Origin of the sequence: Bacillus cereus group sp. MYBK220-1 (genome assembly GCF_051916445.1) — a bacterium.
Classification (GTDB): domain Bacteria; phylum Bacillota; class Bacilli; order Bacillales; family Bacillaceae_G; genus Bacillus_A; species Bacillus_A cereus.
The window spans coordinates 421,328-440,709 of the sequence record NZ_JBQAGQ010000001.1; the positions used below are offsets into that span (position 1 = coordinate 421,328).

The following is a 19,382-nucleotide window of genomic DNA, read 5'->3' on the forward strand; positions in this document are numbered from 1 at the left end:
ATTCATAAGATTTCTTTAAAATTCTCGTTTCCGTTCATAATAAGAATGCTTACTTATACATTTATTTTATAAGGCAAACGTTACTTAGGAGGTTTTCGATGCGAAAGAAAATTTGGTTTATATGCCTTGCATTATTTATTACTATGATTTTCACTTCATGTAATGCAACAAATGCAAATTCGAAAGGAAAAATTAAACTTGGTGTAACAAGTTGGAAAGAAAATATTGCAACTGCAAACATGTGGAAAGTTTTATTAGAAGAAAAAGGCTACAAAGTTGAGCTCATGTATTTAGAAAAAGCCGCAATTTGGACTGGTGTCGCTCGTGGCGATGTTGATGCGAATTTAGAAGTATGGCTACCAGTTACAGATAAACCGCTAAACGATCGTTATAAAGATGATATTGTCTTAAAATCAAAATGGTACGAAGGTACTGGACTAGGTTTAGTCGTCCCTTCTTATATGAAAAACATAAACAGTATCGAAGATTTAAATGCTCATAAAGATGAACTAGATAATAAAATTGTCGGTATCGAACCCGGTAGTAGTCTTATGAATTTAACGAATAAAGCAATGAAAGAATATGATATAAAACTAAAACTTGTCCAATCTTCTGAAGCTGCGATGATGAGTGAACTAAAGAAAGCATATACAAAAAAGAAACCAATCGCTGTTACGCTTTGGAATCCGCATTGGGGTTTTTCAGAATTTGACTTAAAATATTTAAAAGACCCTAAGAAAGTATATGGTGAAAAAGATGACATTTATTACTCCGTTCGTAAAGGTTTCGAAAAAGATCACCCAGATGTTATAAAATACTTTGATAAATGGAAAATGAACGATGAACAGCTCGGTACGTTAATGGTCATGTTAAATAAAACAAAAGATCCTGAAGAGGCTGCGCGAAAATGGATTAAAAAAAATCAAGCATTAGTTGATGAATGGGTAAAGGATTAATAAAAAGGCTAGAGAATTAATATATCCTCTAGCCTTTTTCATCTTATTTTTTCGTAACAACGTCATCTACAATCCCATATGCCTTCGCTTCTTCTGCAGTCATAAAATAATCTCTTTCTGTATCATGTGCTACTCTTTCAATCGGTTGGCCTGTTTTTTCTGCAATCATTTTATTAATATCATGCTTTAACTTTAATATTCTTTTCGCAGTTATTTCAATTTCTGTTGCTTGCCCTTGTGCACCACCAAGCGGCTGATGAATCATAATTTCACTGTTAGGGAGCGCAAACCGTTTTCCTTTTGCTCCTGATAATAATAACAATGCACCGAATGATGCCGCAAAGCCCATGCATAGCGTTTGCACATCTGGTTTAATTAAATTCATCGTATCTAATATTGCAAAACCTGCTGTCGTTGAACCTCCTGGGCTATTGATGTATAAATATATATCTTTTTCTGCATCTTCTGCTTCTAAAAATAATAATTGCGCTACGACACTACTCGCTACTTGATCGTTAATTTCTGAGCCGATAATAATAATGCGGTCTTTTAATAACCTTGAATATATATCATAGGAACGTTCTCCTAATTTTGTTTGTTCTACTACATATGGAATTGTATTCATTTTAAATTCCTCCAATACTTGTTATGCTGCGCAAAGCATACAACTGTAGGAAGAAGGGTTTTTCACATTAAATAATAACACTGGCTGTTTAGATGGTAACTTAGTAAAATCTATTGTCGGAAGAAGTTTCGTTAACAATTCTGGTCTTTCCTCACGAATAGATGTTACAACAACTTCAATATCCTCTGTGAATTCGACTATCTCAATCCCTTCTTCACTTACAGTTTTCAGCCTATTTCTACTTCGAAATAAAGAAGCCTTTACTGCACCTTCTGATACAAAACACACTTTAGCAATATCAGCGATACTATATTGAAAAACATCTTTTAATAATAAAATTGCGGATTGCTGTACATTTAATGAAGACAATACTTTCCCTACCATTTCATGCAAATCTGCAATGTTCTCATGTGGTTCTTCAAAAGTGATTTGTTCTCTTATTTTTTCATGAACAGACTTAGACTTCATCTGATCTAACCAACGATTTCTTGCTATTTTATAGACGAGTGTCATACAAATATCTTTATTTCTATATTTTTGAAGCACTTTACACACTGTTTCTTGGGCGAGATCTTCCCCATCCCATTTGTTTTTCGTTAAAAAAGTACAGTATCTTTTTAACTCTCCATATTGTTCAATTAAAAAGTTTATATTTGAATGATTCATATCGATATGGTTCTTTAAAACATGAGTTACTTTTGTGCACAAAATAACCACTCCTTTTCAGCGCTTACTTAATAAACGATTCAACATTAAAAAAAGTTACGGGGATATAAAAAAATAATGTTTATGTTCAATAATTCGCGGTCATAAATATGTTATGTACAATTTTACGTGAGGAGGAACAAATTTGCCAAAATTAACAATTGAAGGTGCGGGAACTTTTGATGTGAAAGAAGGAACAAAGTTAGTATTAGCAATTGAAGATAGCGGTGTCAACATTCTTCATCGTTGCGGCGGGAATGCACGTTGCACAACTTGTAGAGTAGAAATACTAGCAGGTGATTTCTGTGAAGCGAGTACGAATGAGAAACATGCAATGACGGAAAAAGGAATTGAAGATCATTTACGATTATCTTGTCAAATGCGTGTACATAAAGATATAGTCGTTCGTCCGGTACTTACAGTTGAAAATTCAGGTCTTGATGCTGGGCCACGTCCGGCGGAGTAAAGCGATGAATTTAAAACAGCTCGCTGGCGAATATGCTGCTAACTTTGTAAACGATGGCATGAAAATTGGGCTTGGTACAGGTTCTACTGTATATTGGACAATACAAAAATTAGGTGAGCGTGTAAAAGAAGGATTATCATTTCAAGCTGTACCAACATCAAAGGAAACTGAAGCATTAGCACAGCAACTAAATATCCCCCTAATTTCGTTAAACGACGTACAAAGTCTTGATCTTACAATTGATGGAGCGGATGAAATTGATTCAAATTTACAACTTATAAAAGGCGGTGGCGGTGCATTACTTCGTGAAAAAATCGTTGCCTCTTCCTCTAAAAAACTAATTATCATTGCTGATGAATCGAAACTTGTAACACATTTAGGTACTTTTCCATTACCTATTGAAATCATCCCTTTTTCATGGAAACAAACCGAAAATAAAATTCAGTCTTTAGGATGTCAAACAACATTACGTTTGAAAAACAATGAAACCTATATAACCGATAACAATAACATGATTATCGATTGTATATTCCCTAATCATATTTCTAATCCTGCCCATTTACACACTCAATTAAAAATGATTACTGGTGTAGTTGAAACAGGGTTATTTATAAGTATGACGAGTAAAGTAATTATCGGCGCTAAAAATGGGATAAAGGAATTGTAATAAAAGCTAACTTTTTAAAGTTGGCTTTTTAGTATGTTCTTCTCTTTATAGCGCTTTATTATGATATACTATGAAAACACAAGCTGATTACATTAGAAAGGACTGAACATTTTGCAATCCAAACTTATAACAGAACTTGCTGATTTAGAAACTGCCTTTCATATTCGAAAAGAAGTATTTGTAAAAGAACAAGGTGTCCCTCTTGCAGATGAATTTGATACATTCGATGAAATCGGAGAGCAATGTAAACATATTTTAGTTTATTATCATGAGCTTCCTGTAGGCACAGGGCGTATACGATTTGTTGATGGTGTCGGAAAATTAGAACGTATTTGTATTTTAAAAGATTATCGTACATACGGATTAGGTAAAGTCATCATTCAAACGTTAGAAGAACTTGCTCGTAACAAACAAGTTACAAAAGTGAAACTACACGGTCAAACACAAGCTGAAGGATTTTATACAAAACTAGGTTATCAAACTTCTTCTGATATATTTATGGAAGATGGCATTCCACATATACTTATGACGAAAGTATTATCATAATAAAAAGGTAGTGTATGAATCTTATGTATTCATACACTACCTTTTTTTATTAATAGAAAAGTGAATTCTCAAGATTCCCTTTTGCATCAAAGCCCATCATCTCTTAGTTCATACCTAAGTAAAGCTTACACTGTTTTCCATAATGATAATGCATAAATCCAGTTTGGATCACCATTTCCTTGATAACTCTGGACTGCTTCATATACTTTTCCTTCGTGCAGAACTCTATCTCCCTTTTTATATGCTTTTTTTGCATCCCACGCTTCATATGAAGCGTTTTCAGTTTTTGTAGTAATTGTGAATATATCACTCTGTACGGATTCATTTCCAGCTACATCAACAGCTTTCACTACATATTTATAAGTAGTATTAGCGAGCAGATTTTTATCCAAATAAGAAGTTGTATTGGATGTTGCAATCTTTTTCATTGCCCCTTCTGTTTCTCTATAAATATCATAATGGTCTACACCAATATTATCGTCAGATGGACTCCACATTAAATCCACACTTGACGCTGTCGTTCCCATACTATGTAATCCTTTTGGTTGTGTTGGTGCTTCTGTATCAGGAGTCTCAACTGTCGTTTTTACTGTAAGCGCTGCACTTTCTTTCGATACATTTCCAGCTGCGTCAATTGCTTTTACAGTATAAGAGTATTCTGTACTTGGTTGTAATTTCTTATCAATAAAATGAGTGCCTAGTACTGTATCAATCATCTCTCCGTTACGGAAGATTTGATATCCTTTTACCCCTACATTATCCGTAGAAGCGTTCCATGTTAGTTCTACACTATTCGCTGTTACTTTTTGCGTCTGAAGTCCATTTGGAATACTTGGCGCTTCTATGTCTGGTTTCACATCATTAATAAGATTAACATCAATTACATTATAGAATGCATTTGCTGTATCAGCTACATCCCATACTGCTAAAATCACATGATATCCACTACGATCAGTAGGTACATTGATTTTATGAGTTAAATTATTTGAAGCTGCAGAACCATCATGTTGTACTGTTCCAATTGGTTCAAAATCCGCTCTTGTTAGCGCTTTATTTGGATTCCATCCTTTTTTAGTAATATAGTAATGCCACTTACTCGTTAAGTGAGGCGCAGTATACTTCCAAGTAAATGTATTTTCCCCACCAGTGATTGTATTTTTAAACCAACGATTTGCTGTTTGTTGATCTAAAATACCACCAAATTTTCCGCCTGCTGAAGCAATTTGTCCATCTACTGGACCACCTTGTGGGAACCCTTTTGGAGCTTCTAAACTTTGTGGTTCATACATAACACTTCCACAGTTTACATTTAGCGCACCATAAGTTGGACTACATAAAGCAGATCGGCTACCAGGCTTTTCAACAAAACCGTGCGCATAAGCATTTTGAGGAATAAGTGTCGTACTAATAATTCCAGCTGTTAATGCTACAGCTCCTAAACTTTTTTTGTTCATTTTCATATTTTGTAGTTGTTTTAAAAATCGATTATTCATGTTCATGTCTCCTTCTTGTTATACTTTGTAGTGGAATGTGGGCTTTGATGTAAAAGAATAACAAGAGACAAACTTGTACCGATGTATGTGTTAATTATGCATACACCGCAGTGAAATTATATTTTTCTTGTGAAATATTTCACTTTATGAATATATCATGACATAGAAATTACCTGAGTATGTGCAGAAGTTGTGCAGAAACAGTGAAATTATTACTAACATGTAAAACTAAGTCCTAACATTTTAAAATAAAATTTGAATATATTTATCTATCATCTTTACTTCATAATTGACAATACATTTAACTAGTTAACTTTTATTCTTATACTTATATCTCTCAGTGCCTTAGTTTTAACCATACTAAATATTAAAAATAAGAATTATAAAGTTAAATAAAAAGCATCCTATTTAGATGCTTTTCTAATGTATAATTTCATTTTTTCACTGACCTACAAATATAAAAATTTCATCAACAGCTTCCTTATATCCACCTGATTTTTGGAAAGATTTCTTCAAATTCAAAGCGACTTCTTTAAATGACGGATTATTTAATACCATTTCTACACTTTCACTTAGTTGATCCGCAGTTAATCCTTGCATTTGTAATTTTATTCCTGCTCCAAGACTCTCCACTTGCTTTGCGACTACTGGCTGATCTGCACTTTGCGGTATTACAACGAGCGGAATCCCGTTATACAGTCCTTCATGCGCACTGTTCATCCCGCCGTGTGTAATAAATAGTTTCGTATATGTAAGCAGCTCAGTTTGGGGTACATAGTTTTTCACAATGAAGTTTTTAGGAATTTCGCCTAGATCACTTATTTTTGTTTTACTACCAATAGACATAACAATTGTATGCTCACTATTCTCAAAGGCCTTCATACACAGTTTATAAAAGTCAATCGCTTCATTAAAAACAGTACCTAATGAAATATAAATCGGACTTTTTTCTTCAATTGAAGTAAAATCAACGTCTCTGTTTTTCATTTGTGCAGAGATAGATGGTCCTACAAATTTATATGTTTCATCAAACGTATCACCAAAAGGCTGGAACTCCTTAATTGTATATACAATAGTAAGGGGTGCAGGATTACAGAAAACTTCATACGATGATTTTATTTCAACACCATATTTTTCAGCAATTCCCTTCGTTAAGTTTTGAAAATCATTCTGTATTTTATCATAAATTTCTACTGAGATATTTTTTGATAGATGACCTAACATTTGCTCAAAGGATTTTTCATCCTGCGCAAAAGATGTGCATGAATTTATGGCTGGAAGTTTAAGGATTTGAGCAATTAAATGGCCACAGCCAAACATAGAATCATGAATTATGTAATCAAAATGTTCACCTTCAATTTGTTCTAGAACGCTAGGTATGACAATATCCGCTGTATGTAGAAGGCCATTTATTCTCTCCTGCAAATAATTTCTGCCTTCAGATAGAAACGCTTTTATAAATTTTTGATCATCAATCGTTCGTACAGTAGCACCTGTCTTCTCAATCCGCTCCCTGAAAGCTTCTATTGAAAAATAAACGACCTCTTCACCACGAGAAATCAATTCTTCTACAACTTGTAAAGTTGGATTTATATGTCCTTCTGATCCAGCGTTAATAAATAAAACACGCGCCATAATAAACACTCCTTACGTTAAATCGTTTCTATGTTGGCAAGAGTACGGATTCTCTCCATACTCTTTTCCTAGCTGTTCGTAACATGTTCCTACTAAATTGACCTAGCAAGTCTAAAACCGAGATCATCTATATGAAATGTAGGATGGCTTCGACGACGACAAGTAGCGCCGCATCCTCTCGCTGTTTCAGCCCAACTACCACCACGAAAAATGCGGTATGATCCGTACACTGTTTCATCATACAAATCATAACACCATTCCCAAACGTTCCCTAGCATATCATAAAGCCCCCATGCATTCGGTTCTTTTTGGCCAACTTCATGAATCTCTCCATTTGAATTTTCATTATACCACGCTATATCATGGAGTTTCCCGTATGTATATCCGGTTGTACTTGCTTTACATGCATATTGCCACTCTGCCTCAGATGGTAATCGGTAGCCATTTGAATCTAAATTACATTTCACAATTTGACTATCATCACTAATAGAATAATATTCTTTTAATCCCACTTTTTTTGAAAGTACATTACAAAACGCAATGGCATCGTTCCATGAAATATTGACAACTGGTTTATGATTTTTATCAAAATTATTTAATGTACTATTTGTAATAGCATCATATAGTTCCATTGTTACAGCATACTTTGCAAGAAAAAATGGTTGAATTTGCACTATCCATTCTTTTTTTATTCGATCATCTCTTAATACTACCTCTCCAACTGGAATATTTACCATTAATGAATCGATTGTTTGAATTAAATCATTAGTCATTTTCTATTCCTCCAAACGTTCATTTTATATGAACTTATAGTCATATACTCATTACAAAATACAATTTTCAAAAAGCGTTAAATTTTTCATAATAAAAAACGATTAGTTTAATTAAACTAATCGGTAAGATCCAAAAAGAATTGTTGTGTCACATTCTATTATTATATGTGCTCTAAAAATTTCCGAACCTCATTTGGAGATTTTAAAACAATAACCTTTTTCTCTTCGGACAATTGCTCTAACCCTTTTAAAATTGTAGGTCGTTTAGTATTAGGATATTCCCATATCCATTTAAAGAATTGCAAATCAAATCTTTCTTCACATCCCGCGCCCATATCTGGTCTTGTTTTATTCCGGTATTTTACAATTCTTTTAAAAGCACGATAAATACAAATTGTTCTATGCATATCAAGGAAGATAATTGTATCAGCTGCATTCAGTCTGATACCCATCGTCCCGCCATAATTCCCATCAATAATCCACTTCTCATCTTTAATTAAGTTATTTTGAACTGCTATTTGTTCTTCTCTCGGAACACCTTCCCAATTCGGTTTCCAAAATAATGCATCAAGATGATGCACCTTAATATTTAATTTATTTCCTAACTGCCTTGCTAATGTGGATTTTCCTGAACCGCCAGAACCAATTAATATTATTTTTTTCATACCTTTACGATACCTTCTATAATTTCTTCAATATCTTCCTTCTTAGCAAAAATCCAGAAGAACATTTCTTCATTTAACTTTAATAAATCTGGTAACTGGACAAAATAAGCAATAAAGATAATTTGAATTGAAAGCATAACATACCAAATAGCTTTTAGTTCTTCTTTCGTTAAATCATTTTGTTTATAATAACCTTCAAAGACTTTGCTAACGATATGTAACCATTTTTCTCTTAATCTTTCATCACTAAATAGCTCGCTTAATACACTTGTACAGCAATAACATAAATCAAATATTTTTACATTATTTTCTAAAATCTCGAAATCTATAAACCCTTCCAGTTTATCATCTTTAAAGATTACATTTGATAGATGCATATCACGATGAATAATTTGTCTCGGTAATGGATGGACCGTTTCCTTGAAAGCTGTGTGCATTCGCTCCATCTTTTGAATTACCTCTCGATGAGCATGCTCGTTCTTTTCTAAAATCGGTATAGCCCATTCAAATACTATCTTATATAAATCTCTTTTTATTAACTCATGGTCACTATTCACCGAATGTAATGCTTTGTGCAGATTAGCTATTTCTTTTCCAATTGTACTTGCTAGCCTTTCCAGCTTATTCGTATCTTTTATTTCTAAAACACTTCCGGCAACATACTCATATAAGCAATAATATTTTTCTTTATATAATACATATTGTTCATCATTTTCTGTCTTTACTACTTTCTGTACTTTAATTCCCTTTTCATACAGTTGCTTCAAAACATCGAATTCAACTAGAAGTTGCTTTATCGATCCCGTTCTCTTTAAAATGTACTCTTTATTCTTGCATAAAACCTTCGCTACTTTTGGTTGCATTACAGTAGCTGTGACATGTTCATTTCGAAACCAAAGCTTTGCAATTTCCATTGCTTGTTCCATTTACAAATACCCCTTTTACAATTCTTATTTCTTCCGAAAAATAACCTCACACAGTATTCCCACTCCAACACCAATTGTATAAGCCACTACATCACTCCACAAAAAACCGTATCCCAACACGAGTCCGCCCAAAGTCGTTGCACGAATGCTATCTATCCATTCCGCATGATACAATTGGCTCGCTTCAATCCCGTAGCAAAACATTAAACTAGTAAAAGCCAACTTCTTCGTCTCTGTTTTAGGAAACAAAAATCCAAAGCCAGTGAAAATCATTAATGCCCATAATGCATCACCTAAATAATCATTTAATAGATGTGGTAGTGCAAAAGCAAACTTTCTTGAGCTAAGACCTAAAATAATAACAACTATAGTAAATAGTGCATATACTACTCTATTTCGTTTCGTATTCATTTTAAAGTCTCCTAATATGTAATGTAAAACTGTAAATAGCTAGTAAAACAAAGTTATTTTACTAGCTATTTATTGATTGCTTTTATGATAAGAAAATGTGGATTCATATTTAAATAATGATATGATTTTTCGCTTACTTCTTTCATTTTTTCAATTGCCTTCGGTTCCACTATCTCTTCTAATACAAAATAATTTGTAGTTTCATTTAGTATGTCTTGTAATGATCTTCTAAAAAACTTGACTTCAATAGTAATATTCGGTTTAACCCAAGTATCTATTAATAACTGTTTTTCAAAATAATTTTCACATGGAAACTTTGTGAAATCCATAAAAGGATGATGAATAGAATAAATAAGTTCTCCACCTGGCTTCAATACACGACGAAATTCTTGAAATACTTGATTCCAATTTTCTATATAATGAAGAGTTAATGAACTTACAATCACATCATACGTATTATCTTCAAATGGCAATGTTTCTTGCAGATCATGACAAAGGAACGTCGCTTCTTCTCCTATATTTTCTTTTGCTGCTTTTACCATTTCAGGACTTACATCAATTGCTGTAACATTTGCTCCTCTTCCTATGAATTGAGAAGTATACCATCCAGCTGCACATCCAGCATCTAATATCTTTTTTCCTTCTAGTTCCTTTGGAATAAGCTCCATCATCGCCGGTCTTTCATAATAACTGTTATATGGATTTGCGAAATCTAGATTTTCTTTATATGTACTCGCTAATTTATCATACGTATCTTTAATCGAATCTTTCATTACACACACTCCTAATACATATTAATCCATTAACTCCTGCTGCTTTTTCTTTGAAAATGATTGTAGTACTAAATCATACGACCAATCAATCATTTTATTAATTTGCTCCTGCTCTATACCCTTATGAATATAAACGGTATTCCAATGTTTTTTATTCATATGATACCCTGGAATAATTGTTTCTGGATAATCTTCTCTTATTCTTAATGCGACTTCTGGATCACACTTCAATGTAATCGCAGCCTTTTCACCTTCTTCATGATTTACTATCGCAAATATTTTATTATTAAGCCTCATACATGTTGCACTCCAGCCATCTGGAGAATCTTCTGTCGCTTTTCTTTTCGATAAACAGTACGCTCTTGTTGCATTCATTTTAATTGGCACCTCTTATTCTTTCCCTGTTTGATTACGATGCATCACAATTTGCTTCGTTGCTTGAAATTGCTGCTCACCGTAAAACTTTATTAGCTTCTCACCGCAAAATAGACTAACAATATCAATATGAGATATTTCTCGAAGTAATATTGTAAGCATTTTCTCTCCAATACCTTTATTTCTTACACTCTCATGTACGACAACATCTTCAATGTATGCTCGAAAAACACCATCAGAAACGACTCTAGCAAATCCAACTAATTCATTTTCTTCCCATACTCCAATGCCTATACTATTCTTTAACATTTTTTCAATATCGACTTCTTTTCTTTCTGGCCACCAACCGACAGAATCATAAAGCTTCTTTATTTTTTCTGCACAGATTGGTTGTTCTTGTTGCAATTTATACGTGTACATATGCTTTCTCCCATCAACCAGTATACATAATACTATTATAATCTCTTTTCAAAAAAGTGCTGACTATGACCTTTCGGATGATCTTCAACGACACCATACTCCCTGTAACCGTGCTTTTTATAAAATTCTGGCGCTTGAAAACTAAATGAATCTAGCAATATTAATCTGCACTCTTTTTCCTTCGCAATTTCTTCAATTTTATGTAAAAGTTGGCTACCATAACCGTCATGACGAACTGATTTATCAACCCATAAAAAGTCGATATGAAGATGATAAAAATACATCGTACCTGTTACACCACCAAATATTTTTCCTTCTTCATTTTTTACTACGAGGCTTACTTCTTCCATCGGCTGTTTTACTTCATCTGTTAAGATGGACATATTATATTGAATAACTTTATTTTTAATGTATTCTCCTTCAATACGTGTACCGTTCTCTATATGTTTCATATACATTGCTTCCTTTCAACTTAGTAAGCTACATTTTGTTTTTCCCCTTTAAAATACTAATCAAAACGAATCCACCATATGTAACAAAGCATGAAAAGCCAATTATCCCTGGTACAGAGACATAGCCTACCCTTATGTAACTTATAACTGCAAAACAAGCGATAGACAATAAAATAGATGGCCAAAATATAACAGCTATTTTTCTTCGTCCTCGTTTCGATGTACTTTCTTTCTCTTCAGAAACACGTGTGCCAAAAAGCAATACAATACAAATAAGGATCGCTGCAAAGTAAATTGTATCTAATGACAAATTGTGATCATATAGTGCGATTCCAACTTCAAGAGCAATAATCGTTAAAATTAAAATAATGATTGTTGAAGTCTTTAAGTTTCTTTTCAATCGCTCACTCCTAGCATGCTTTCACTATATTCTTTGTATATGTACTTTAAAACTGCTGCAAAAGCTTCATCTACCTCTTTATTTTCACGTCGATTCGGTAAATCTTTTCCCCCCATCACATAAAGAAGCGGAAATTCGTTAAACATTCCTATTATACCAATAAATTCAATATCGAATATAAAAAAACTTTTCGGCAGCCCATATCAGCTATTTAAATAAGAAAAAGGTAGCATGAATTTTTTCTTGCTACCGAAAAATATTTATTCTTCTATAGGATTTTCAGGACCGTTAAGTTCCAGCTGATAAAAAGCTAAATCTAGCCATTTATTAAACTTATAACCAGCTTGTTTTATTGTTCCTGCATGAACAAATCCATATTTTTGATGCAAGGCAATACTTTTCTCATTCTCTGCATCAATTCCAGCAATTAAGGTCATATACTCTCTTTCCTTTGCAATTTTGATTAATTCTTTCATTAATGAAGACCAAATGCCATTTTTTCTATATGCCTTATCTACATACACAGAATGTTCAACTGAATATTTATAAGCAGGCCACGCTCTAAATGGGCCGAATGTCGCAAATCCTACTACTTTATTATCTAATTCACATACGAAAATTGGATACCCTTCAGCCTTTTTTTGTTCATACCAATCTATTCTATTTTCAAGGGTTACAGGTTTATACGCATATACAGCTGTTGTATAAAGTATCGCATCGTTATAAATATCTAAAATGTATGCTAAATCTCTTTTCGTTGCTTCCCTTATCATTGTTTTCTTCCTTTCATCATGTTCATCTTATTTCACTATCTTTTTAATAGTTTTATTTTATCGAAATTTCCGATTTTTATCTACATACGAATACTAGCTTTTCGGAAACCATCAAATATATTTATTGCAGCAGATAATGTGTAGAAGAAAATTCCTCCCCCAATGAGCCACGTTTTAAATCCCTCTGGGGAAATAGTAAATGCATTTGCCAAATACGTAATAAACCCTGCGTTAAATACATGTGGATTTACTACAATTACAATGAATACTATCGTCCCAGCTATTTGAAGAATAGCATTCCCAATCGCCAATCTTTGAGTCCATTGTCCCTGCACCAATTTATAAAGGGATATACATATTTCAAAAACGATCATAATTATAACGATTGGCCAGTACTGCAATAAAACATCTTGATTAAAAGTTGGCGAAACAAACTTCAGTCCATTTGCCGTACCGTTATATACGCCAACAAGATGATTCGCATAAAAGTAAAGTGTAGCCCAAACTGCTGTCCACATTAAACCTGCAAAAACTTCAAACTTCGAGATTGCTTTTTTCTTTAGGATATACGAGATGTTTTTCAAATCATCTGGTGTCCATTTTTTTAAACTTGTCGTCAACGGCTCGATACCTTTGTCTTTATCTGTTCTTTCTAAAATAACAAACACAAGTGTCAACCAGAAAAATACATGGAGGCCCACTTCAAAAATTTCCCCAATGCCTTTACCTATCAATTGCAAAATAACATTTAATACCGCTTGATCACCACTATAGCCTATAAAATTTTCTGCAACCATTGATATGAGTGCAATGACAGCTGCGATTGGTATAATCATTTTTAACAACGTTGTATATACATCAAAATAACGTGGTCCAATTAAATGCATCGGTCTATCCAAATAACCATTAGCCAATGAAACCGGACTCCCCAATTTTTTGAGAACGCTCTTTACATCCTCCTCACTATAATCTTCAGGTAACATATCCTCTATAGTTGACCTTAGTTCAAGTGTAATATCTTCACGATTTTTTTCAGGTAATCTCTTCGCAACCTCTTGGATATAGAGATCAATTAAATTCATTCTCTTCCTCCTTTAATAAGTTATAAAGTTCTTTCGAATCCTTTATCCATTCTTTTTTCAACTGCAAAAATATTTCTAATCCATAATCACTTAAAACATAATACTTACGAGGTCTACTCTCCGTTTTATCCCAACTACTCGTCACTAATTCCTGTTTTTCTAATCGGCGAAGTAGCGGATATAAAGTACTTTGATCAATTGTAATCCCTGATTGCTCCAATAACTGGACAAGTGAATATCCGTACTGCGGCGTTCTTAATTGACTTAAAACGGCTAACGTTAATGTCCCTCTTCTTAACTCAGTAATTAACGAGTTTAATAAAGTATCCATTTACTCACCTCATTTCCATTACTATATGTCATACAGTATGTGTTTTATACTATGTATCGTACAGTATTAATGTGACAAAAACTATATTTTTTACCGAAAAACGGATAATGAAAAGCGCAAATTATATGATTTGTACTTTTTTAGCTAAGTTATATATATAACACTCTAAAAGATAGCAACCTTAACTACTAATTTTGAAGTTGCAGTAATGCTATATTAAGTGACAACTATCGTATACATATGATGTGAACATAACATCTCACTATAGGAAGCTAATAAAACGGAAAATTATCATGGTTGAATGATTCCTGTTTTATTCTTTAGGCACTGTTGATTTCACACCGTTTTCAGCACCTAATCAACGTTATTTCCTTCATAAACTTCATCTTGTTCAAAATCTTTATTTTTGTTTGGTTTATTAGAGAAAAAAAACAATTAAATTAGGTTAATTGTTTTTCAAATGCAAAATCTTTATTTTTTTAAATAATCTATGATATTCGAAAAGACAAACTCTCCAAATGCAAGTGGTATATAAATAAACCATAACTTTAATATTGCCTTTGTTTCTTTGTGATCAGAATCCCCCATTAAAACCAACCCTATCCTTTTTCTTCAAATATTTTCTTTTTAATTCCAATAACAAGAAAATCATACCATTTATTAATGTTATAGTCTATTTTTTCTAAAAATTAAATAAATAAAATCCTTGTATCCCCTTAATATTCAGATAAATATAATAACTTTTTTACGTTTCATCTTCAAAGTCAATAATGAGTCCTGTTAGAACCGCTACATTACCAATCGATTGGATCCCGTGACCAATAAAATCCACCTTAAATTCTTCCCACTTTAATTTATGTAATGATATAATAACACTAAATTTTCAACACGTGCTTAATAGATTGGGGACTTATAATGGATAAACCTCTCACTGCATTACAAACTATTATTATACATATGAATACAACTGAGCATTGGCATGATTTTATTTGTTACTGTCAGCATCGCGAAGCGGGACTTCGAAAATTAGCTTTTAAACATTTAGAGACATTTATTACAGATGCAAAGAAATGGGAATCCAAAGATCAAGAAGAGTTTGCCATTTCGCTGTTTACTATTTTAGATGCATTAAACGAAAAAGATGGGATCTTAACTTTCTCACTAAATAGTTTTCTAATTGACATTCTATATAGATGGACAGAAAACACCCCATTTGATTCAAGACCTTTTAGATGGATAGGAATTTATATGGACTCTAGCAATAAAGAAGACGATTTAGAAAAATCCCTTCGAAAAGCGATTGAATTAGGTGGTGATACCGAACAAGAAGCCATGATATACCTAGTTTCTAATTACATCAATACTTTAGAATTTGGTACACATGAATTCCCTTCAGATTATTGCGGAAATTTAAGCGAATGTATAGAAAAACTTCCCTATATGCTGCAATTAATTGATAGAATTCAGAATAAGAACATAAAGGAGCAAAACATTGGGCAAATACAAGAACAACTACACCTTATTCTAGATTGGTTAAAACATACCCAAATTCCAGTAGATGCTGTTCGTATATGGGAAAAAGAACAAACTAAGGAATTAGAAAAAAGCATCGTATATCATTTAAACAACAGCTCAAGTCATTAATTCGTCTACTATTTCAATATAAAAAAGAGGATCTTCATACAGTACTAGAAAATCCTCTTTTTATATTTATCCCACATTAGCTTGCAGTAAAACTCCCCACTAATTATAGTTTTACTTTATTTTAATCCTTTAATTAAAGGTGACGCTTCCCCACTATGGAAAATCCATAAGTCATGAAGTGATCTCGTACATCCGACATATAGTAACTTTGCATCATGTTTTGTGTTTTTGTAATGTTCTTCATCCACATCAATTAAAAGCACCGCATCAAATTCTAAACCTTTCGCTAAATAGACAGGTACTACTGATATACCACCTTCATATTTACTTTGGTTTGCTTCAATTACGTTTACCGTTAATCCTGCATTTGTTAATTTCACATATATACCACGGCATTCATCTTCTGTTCTTCCGATTACCGCAATTGTTTTCACATCTGCATTTTGCAAATGTTTTACCGTCTTCACAATTTCAGTAAATTGATTTTCTGCATGAATTACTTTCACATCTTCTCCACTGCGGAAGACTGGTGTTGCGAGTCCTACTGGGATTTCTGCATTTTTAATTATTTCATTTGCAAATTCAATAATTTCTTTTGTAGAACGATAACTTCTTGTCAATTCATAATAACCGGTTTCTTGGAATACTTCCTTAAAAGCATTCCAATCTTCAATTCCTTGGTAATCATAAATCGCTTGCGATAAATCACCTAATATAGTGAAAGAATTACCTAATGTAATTTCTTTTAATACATAAACTTGGAAAGGCGAAAAATCTTGCGCTTCATCAATAACAACGTGATGAAACTTCTGCCCGATTTCGATCCCTGTTATACGATGATGTATGTATATTAAAGCTGGTAAATCTTCTACACACACTTCTTTTTTACGACAACTCTTTTCTGTTTCTTTAACAAGTTCTTCAGGTAATACCTCAAGTATTTCTTTACTTTTTACTATTGAACTATACAGTGAAAGAGCACTCATTTTCGGCCAAAACTTCATATATGCGTTCAGTCTCTTAGTCGCTTCTTTTTTAAGTAATTTTTTCTCGTTTGTTTCCCCGAATTTTTTAAGTTCAATTTCAATCCAGCGCTTCATTCGTCCTACTAATCGTTCTCTTCTTTTCTGTAAAGAATAATGTTTATATTCAACTTGCATCCATTTTTTAATATCTTCTACTGGAATAATCGCTCTATCCCACGCCTCAAAATCTTTTGTCGGAACTAACTCATTTTCAAATTGGATCATTCTCTCTTCAATAAACGTCTTAAATTCCAACGTACCCTTTAATTTACCTAGCATTACCTTCTTTTCATCACGATTAATTGAAAATGCTTCTTTCAATTTTTTTTCTGTCTGCTTTAGTTTCACTGAATCATCTAACGTACGTAATGCCCAATCTGGAAACGTTGTTTGACTAATATTCCCTACACCTAATTCAGGAAGTACACTCGAAATATAGTCTAAAAACAGACTATTCGGTGCAAATACGATCATTCTTTCTGCTTCTAGTTGTTCACGATATTCATAAATTAAAAAAGCAAGGCGATGTAAAGCAATTGTTGTCTTTCCACTCCCTGCAACCCCTTGAATAAGTAATGGTAAATTTCTTTCCGCTCGAATAATATCATTTTGTTCCGATTGAATCGTTGAAACAATATCCTTTAGCTTATTATCTTTATTCTCACCTAATCGATATAGAAGAAAATCATCGGCATGTGATACATCTTCATTTCCTTTTACATATGTATCAACAACACGTTCAAGTTCTCTTTTTCGAATGGAAATGTTTCGTTTTAAATACACATCACCTTCTACTAACCCATCTGGTGATTGATAAAATGCTAATTCTTCTCCACCGGTAAATGAATAAAACATACTTGCGACAGGCGCTCGCCAATCAATAATGATTGGCTTCATCGTGTCCATATCCGAAACCCCTACTTTTCCGATATAAATCGGCATAACTTCTTCTTTTCCATCTTCCTGAAAATCTAACCTTCCAAAGTACGGCTCTTGCACACCAATACGTAAGTTTTGTCTATTAGACTCCCTCATACTTTCAAGAATTTGCTCTTTAAAATCTTCTCCATAATAAACCGGGATTTTTTCAAGCCTATCCAATTGCTCATCCATCGTATGTAAAGTATCCTTCATTTTTTGTAACTCATCTTCAAATATGTTGCTCATTTCGACGATTCCCTCCTGTCCGTTCTAATTTTTCAGTCGAAGTATCATTGTATTAAAAATCCAATCATAAAGTCAATAGTTTCCATTTGAATTTTCCGAAAAAACTTACTTTTCATCTTTCTAATTTAAAAAGAATATGCAACATCTAAATCACACACATACACATATAGTATAGTGATGCATGTAAAAGATACTTCTTTCTATTTGTCTCCTATTTAATTTATCTATTAAAAAACATTGTAAAAATTAAAGACTTTAATCAATGGGCGTTTTACTGCCCATAAATAGTAGGATAAATAAAAGTAAAGGAGGCTCTTCAAATGAATATTTTGAATCTATCTCAAGATTAAATATGCTTCTATCTGGCTGTATCCTTATGGTTTGTTGGTCAATTATGTATGTTGAAATATATAGACTTACAAAATCCGTCTGGCCATGTGTTATCATGCATGCGATCGAGGATGCTGTTCCTACTGTTTTAGTTACAATAACAGGGATTATTACTCTTACAAACAGTAGTGATTTTTGGTTAAATCCTACTAGCGGGGTCGCTGCTACTGTTTTATTTCTCGGAATTGGAACCGTACTAAGAACTATAAGAATAAAAAGAGAACGACAATTATTCACACAATAAAAAGCAGATAATGAATTCGTCATTATCTGCTTTCCAATTTTTAAAACTACCTTATTATATTTTTTGATACATAAGCCAGTCACCAGAGTCTATCACTTTCTTTAACATCTTTTTATCCTGAGCGATATACACATATGCCTCAATTTCCCCATCAGCAACATATACTGTTTGCGTGATTCGATCATATAAATCAGTCTCCGCATTGCCTCTATATTCTTCTAGTTCATCTAACTTACACAATATCTCATCATTTACTACATAAACTTCTCCATACACCTGTTCTTCAATCGAATAAGTCATGGCCGGATATCCTTCGTTCGTATCAAATAATTTGCCATATGTCCAAGCTCTGTCTGCGATGCATGTTGCACCTAGCATATAATGAGCATTCGTTTGTCCTCTTCTTAACGTGCCATAAACGAAAACATGATACATAAA

General features: G+C 33.0%; 23 protein-coding genes and 3 pseudogenes. 6 read left to right on the plus strand and 20 right to left on the minus strand.

The window, feature by feature from the left end:
• Positions 1-98 precede the first annotated feature (98 nt).
• Positions 99-956, plus strand: a complete 858-nt coding sequence (locus ACTFRU_RS02120; RefSeq protein WP_001227615.1) for a glycine betaine ABC transporter substrate-binding protein — start codon at positions 99-101, stop codon at positions 954-956.
• Positions 957-999: 43 nt separating this feature from the next.
• Here the strand turns inward: ACTFRU_RS02120 and clpP are convergent, their stop codons facing one another.
• Positions 1,000-1,581: an ATP-dependent Clp endopeptidase proteolytic subunit ClpP gene (gene clpP, locus ACTFRU_RS02125; RefSeq protein WP_001092372.1), complete on the minus strand. Its 582-nt coding sequence runs from the start codon at positions 1,579-1,581 to the stop codon at positions 1,000-1,002.
• Between the two features lie 21 nt (positions 1,582-1,602).
• Positions 1,603-2,289, minus strand: coding sequence for an RNA polymerase subunit sigma-70 (locus tag ACTFRU_RS02130; protein ID WP_049108049.1), 687 nt, complete (start codon positions 2,287-2,289; stop codon positions 1,603-1,605).
• A gap of 142 nt (positions 2,290-2,431) precedes the next feature.
• On the opposite strand from ACTFRU_RS02130, the gene ACTFRU_RS02135 reads away from it, so the two are divergent.
• The 3 genes from ACTFRU_RS02135 (at position 2,432) to ACTFRU_RS02145 (ending at position 3,965) form a co-directional block, all read left to right on the plus strand.
• On the plus strand, positions 2,432-2,752 hold the full coding sequence (locus ACTFRU_RS02135; protein ID WP_061113039.1) for a 2Fe-2S iron-sulfur cluster-binding protein: 321 nt from the start codon (positions 2,432-2,434) through the stop codon (positions 2,750-2,752).
• Between the two features lie 4 nt (positions 2,753-2,756).
• On the plus strand, positions 2,757-3,419 hold the full coding sequence (gene rpiA / locus ACTFRU_RS02140; RefSeq protein WP_001049991.1) for a ribose 5-phosphate isomerase A: 663 nt from the start codon (positions 2,757-2,759) through the stop codon (positions 3,417-3,419).
• Between the two features lie 111 nt (positions 3,420-3,530).
• Positions 3,531-3,965, plus strand: a complete 435-nt coding sequence (locus tag ACTFRU_RS02145; RefSeq protein WP_001190865.1) for a GNAT family N-acetyltransferase — start codon at positions 3,531-3,533, stop codon at positions 3,963-3,965.
• 125 nt (positions 3,966-4,090) lie between these two features.
• Here the strand turns inward: ACTFRU_RS02145 and ACTFRU_RS02150 are convergent, their stop codons facing one another.
• The 16 genes and pseudogenes from ACTFRU_RS02150 to ACTFRU_RS02225 all read right to left on the minus strand — a co-directional run.
• On the minus strand, positions 4,091-5,458 hold the full coding sequence (locus ACTFRU_RS02150; RefSeq protein WP_001065145.1) for a lytic polysaccharide monooxygenase: 1,368 nt from the start codon (positions 5,456-5,458) through the stop codon (positions 4,091-4,093).
• A 441-nt stretch (positions 5,459-5,899) separates the two neighbouring features.
• Positions 5,900-7,093, minus strand: a complete 1,194-nt coding sequence (locus tag ACTFRU_RS02155) for a macrolide family glycosyltransferase (protein WP_440037435.1) — start codon at positions 7,091-7,093, stop codon at positions 5,900-5,902.
• A 92-nt stretch (positions 7,094-7,185) separates the two neighbouring features.
• Positions 7,186-7,866, minus strand: coding sequence for a formylglycine-generating enzyme family protein (locus ACTFRU_RS02160; RefSeq protein WP_139849340.1), 681 nt, complete (start codon positions 7,864-7,866; stop codon positions 7,186-7,188).
• Positions 7,867-8,027: 161 nt separating this feature from the next.
• Positions 8,028-8,531, minus strand: coding sequence for a DNA topology modulation protein (locus ACTFRU_RS02165; RefSeq protein WP_016122657.1), 504 nt, complete (start codon positions 8,529-8,531; stop codon positions 8,028-8,030).
• A complete protein-coding gene (locus tag ACTFRU_RS02170; protein WP_440037436.1) occupies positions 8,528-9,457 on the minus strand; it encodes a phosphotransferase enzyme family protein in 930 nt (309 codons plus the stop codon). The genes ACTFRU_RS02165 and ACTFRU_RS02170 overlap by 4 nt, the downstream gene beginning before the upstream one ends.
• 24 nt (positions 9,458-9,481) lie before the next feature.
• A complete protein-coding gene (locus ACTFRU_RS02175; RefSeq protein ID WP_006918662.1) occupies positions 9,482-9,868 on the minus strand; it encodes a DUF2809 domain-containing protein in 387 nt (128 codons plus the stop codon).
• A 65-nt stretch (positions 9,869-9,933) separates the two neighbouring features.
• Positions 9,934-10,641 (minus strand): class I SAM-dependent methyltransferase, encoded by a 708-nt coding sequence (locus ACTFRU_RS02180; protein WP_000655256.1) that lies wholly within the window; start codon positions 10,639-10,641, stop codon positions 9,934-9,936.
• Between the two features lie 21 nt (positions 10,642-10,662).
• Positions 10,663-11,016, minus strand: a complete 354-nt coding sequence (locus ACTFRU_RS02185; RefSeq protein ID WP_000994622.1) for an MmcQ/YjbR family DNA-binding protein — start codon at positions 11,014-11,016, stop codon at positions 10,663-10,665.
• Between the two features lie 15 nt (positions 11,017-11,031).
• Complete coding sequence (locus ACTFRU_RS02190) at positions 11,032-11,436, minus strand: GNAT family N-acetyltransferase (protein WP_000288974.1); 405 nt, start codon at positions 11,434-11,436, stop codon at positions 11,032-11,034.
• 35 nt (positions 11,437-11,471) lie between these two features.
• Positions 11,472-11,888, minus strand: a complete 417-nt coding sequence (locus tag ACTFRU_RS02195) for a GNAT family N-acetyltransferase (RefSeq protein WP_000680416.1) — start codon at positions 11,886-11,888, stop codon at positions 11,472-11,474.
• A 28-nt stretch (positions 11,889-11,916) separates the two neighbouring features.
• Positions 11,917-12,288, minus strand: coding sequence for a hypothetical protein (locus ACTFRU_RS02200; RefSeq protein WP_000827993.1), 372 nt, complete (start codon positions 12,286-12,288; stop codon positions 11,917-11,919).
• Positions 12,285-12,449, minus strand: a pseudogene (locus ACTFRU_RS02205) (serine hydrolase); the annotation flags it as partial. The gene ACTFRU_RS02200 and the pseudogene ACTFRU_RS02205, both read right to left, overlap by 4 nt.
• A 99-nt stretch (positions 12,450-12,548) precedes the next feature.
• Positions 12,549-13,061 (minus strand): N-acetyltransferase family protein, encoded by a 513-nt coding sequence (locus tag ACTFRU_RS02210; RefSeq protein WP_440037437.1) that lies wholly within the window; start codon positions 13,059-13,061, stop codon positions 12,549-12,551.
• Between the two features lie 80 nt (positions 13,062-13,141).
• The gene (locus tag ACTFRU_RS02215; RefSeq protein ID WP_440037438.1) at positions 13,142-14,143 is read right to left on the minus strand and encodes an HAAS signaling domain-containing protein; all 1,002 of its coding nucleotides are present in this window, start codon (positions 14,141-14,143) and stop codon (positions 13,142-13,144) included.
• Complete coding sequence (locus ACTFRU_RS02220) at positions 14,130-14,474, minus strand: PadR family transcriptional regulator (protein ID WP_000380294.1); 345 nt, start codon at positions 14,472-14,474, stop codon at positions 14,130-14,132. Before ACTFRU_RS02220 ends, ACTFRU_RS02215 begins: the two co-directional genes overlap by 14 nt.
• A gap of 748 nt (positions 14,475-15,222) precedes the next feature.
• Positions 15,223-15,297, minus strand: a pseudogene (locus ACTFRU_RS02225) (DUF6944 family repetitive protein); the annotation flags it as partial.
• Between the two features lie 92 nt (positions 15,298-15,389).
• Here ACTFRU_RS02225 and ACTFRU_RS02230 point away from each other — a divergent pair.
• Positions 15,390-16,118, plus strand: coding sequence for a hypothetical protein (locus tag ACTFRU_RS02230; protein ID WP_016122663.1), 729 nt, complete (start codon positions 15,390-15,392; stop codon positions 16,116-16,118).
• A gap of 116 nt (positions 16,119-16,234) precedes the next feature.
• Here the strand turns inward: ACTFRU_RS02230 and ACTFRU_RS02235 are convergent, their stop codons facing one another.
• Positions 16,235-18,310 (minus strand): HelD family protein, encoded by a 2,076-nt coding sequence (locus ACTFRU_RS02235; protein ID WP_440037439.1) that lies wholly within the window; start codon positions 18,308-18,310, stop codon positions 16,235-16,237.
• Positions 18,311-18,629: 319 nt separating this feature from the next.
• On the opposite strand from ACTFRU_RS02235, the pseudogene ACTFRU_RS02240 reads away from it, so the two are divergent.
• Positions 18,630-18,944 (plus strand): annotated as a pseudogene (locus tag ACTFRU_RS02240) (CPBP family intramembrane glutamate endopeptidase); the annotation flags it as partial.
• 54 nt (positions 18,945-18,998) lie between these two features.
• On the opposite strand, the gene ACTFRU_RS02245 reads toward ACTFRU_RS02240, so the two are convergent.
• Positions 18,999-19,379, minus strand: a complete 381-nt coding sequence (locus tag ACTFRU_RS02245; RefSeq protein WP_000274907.1) for a gamma-glutamylcyclotransferase family protein — start codon at positions 19,377-19,379, stop codon at positions 18,999-19,001.
• Between the last annotated feature and the right edge of the window lie 3 nt (positions 19,380-19,382).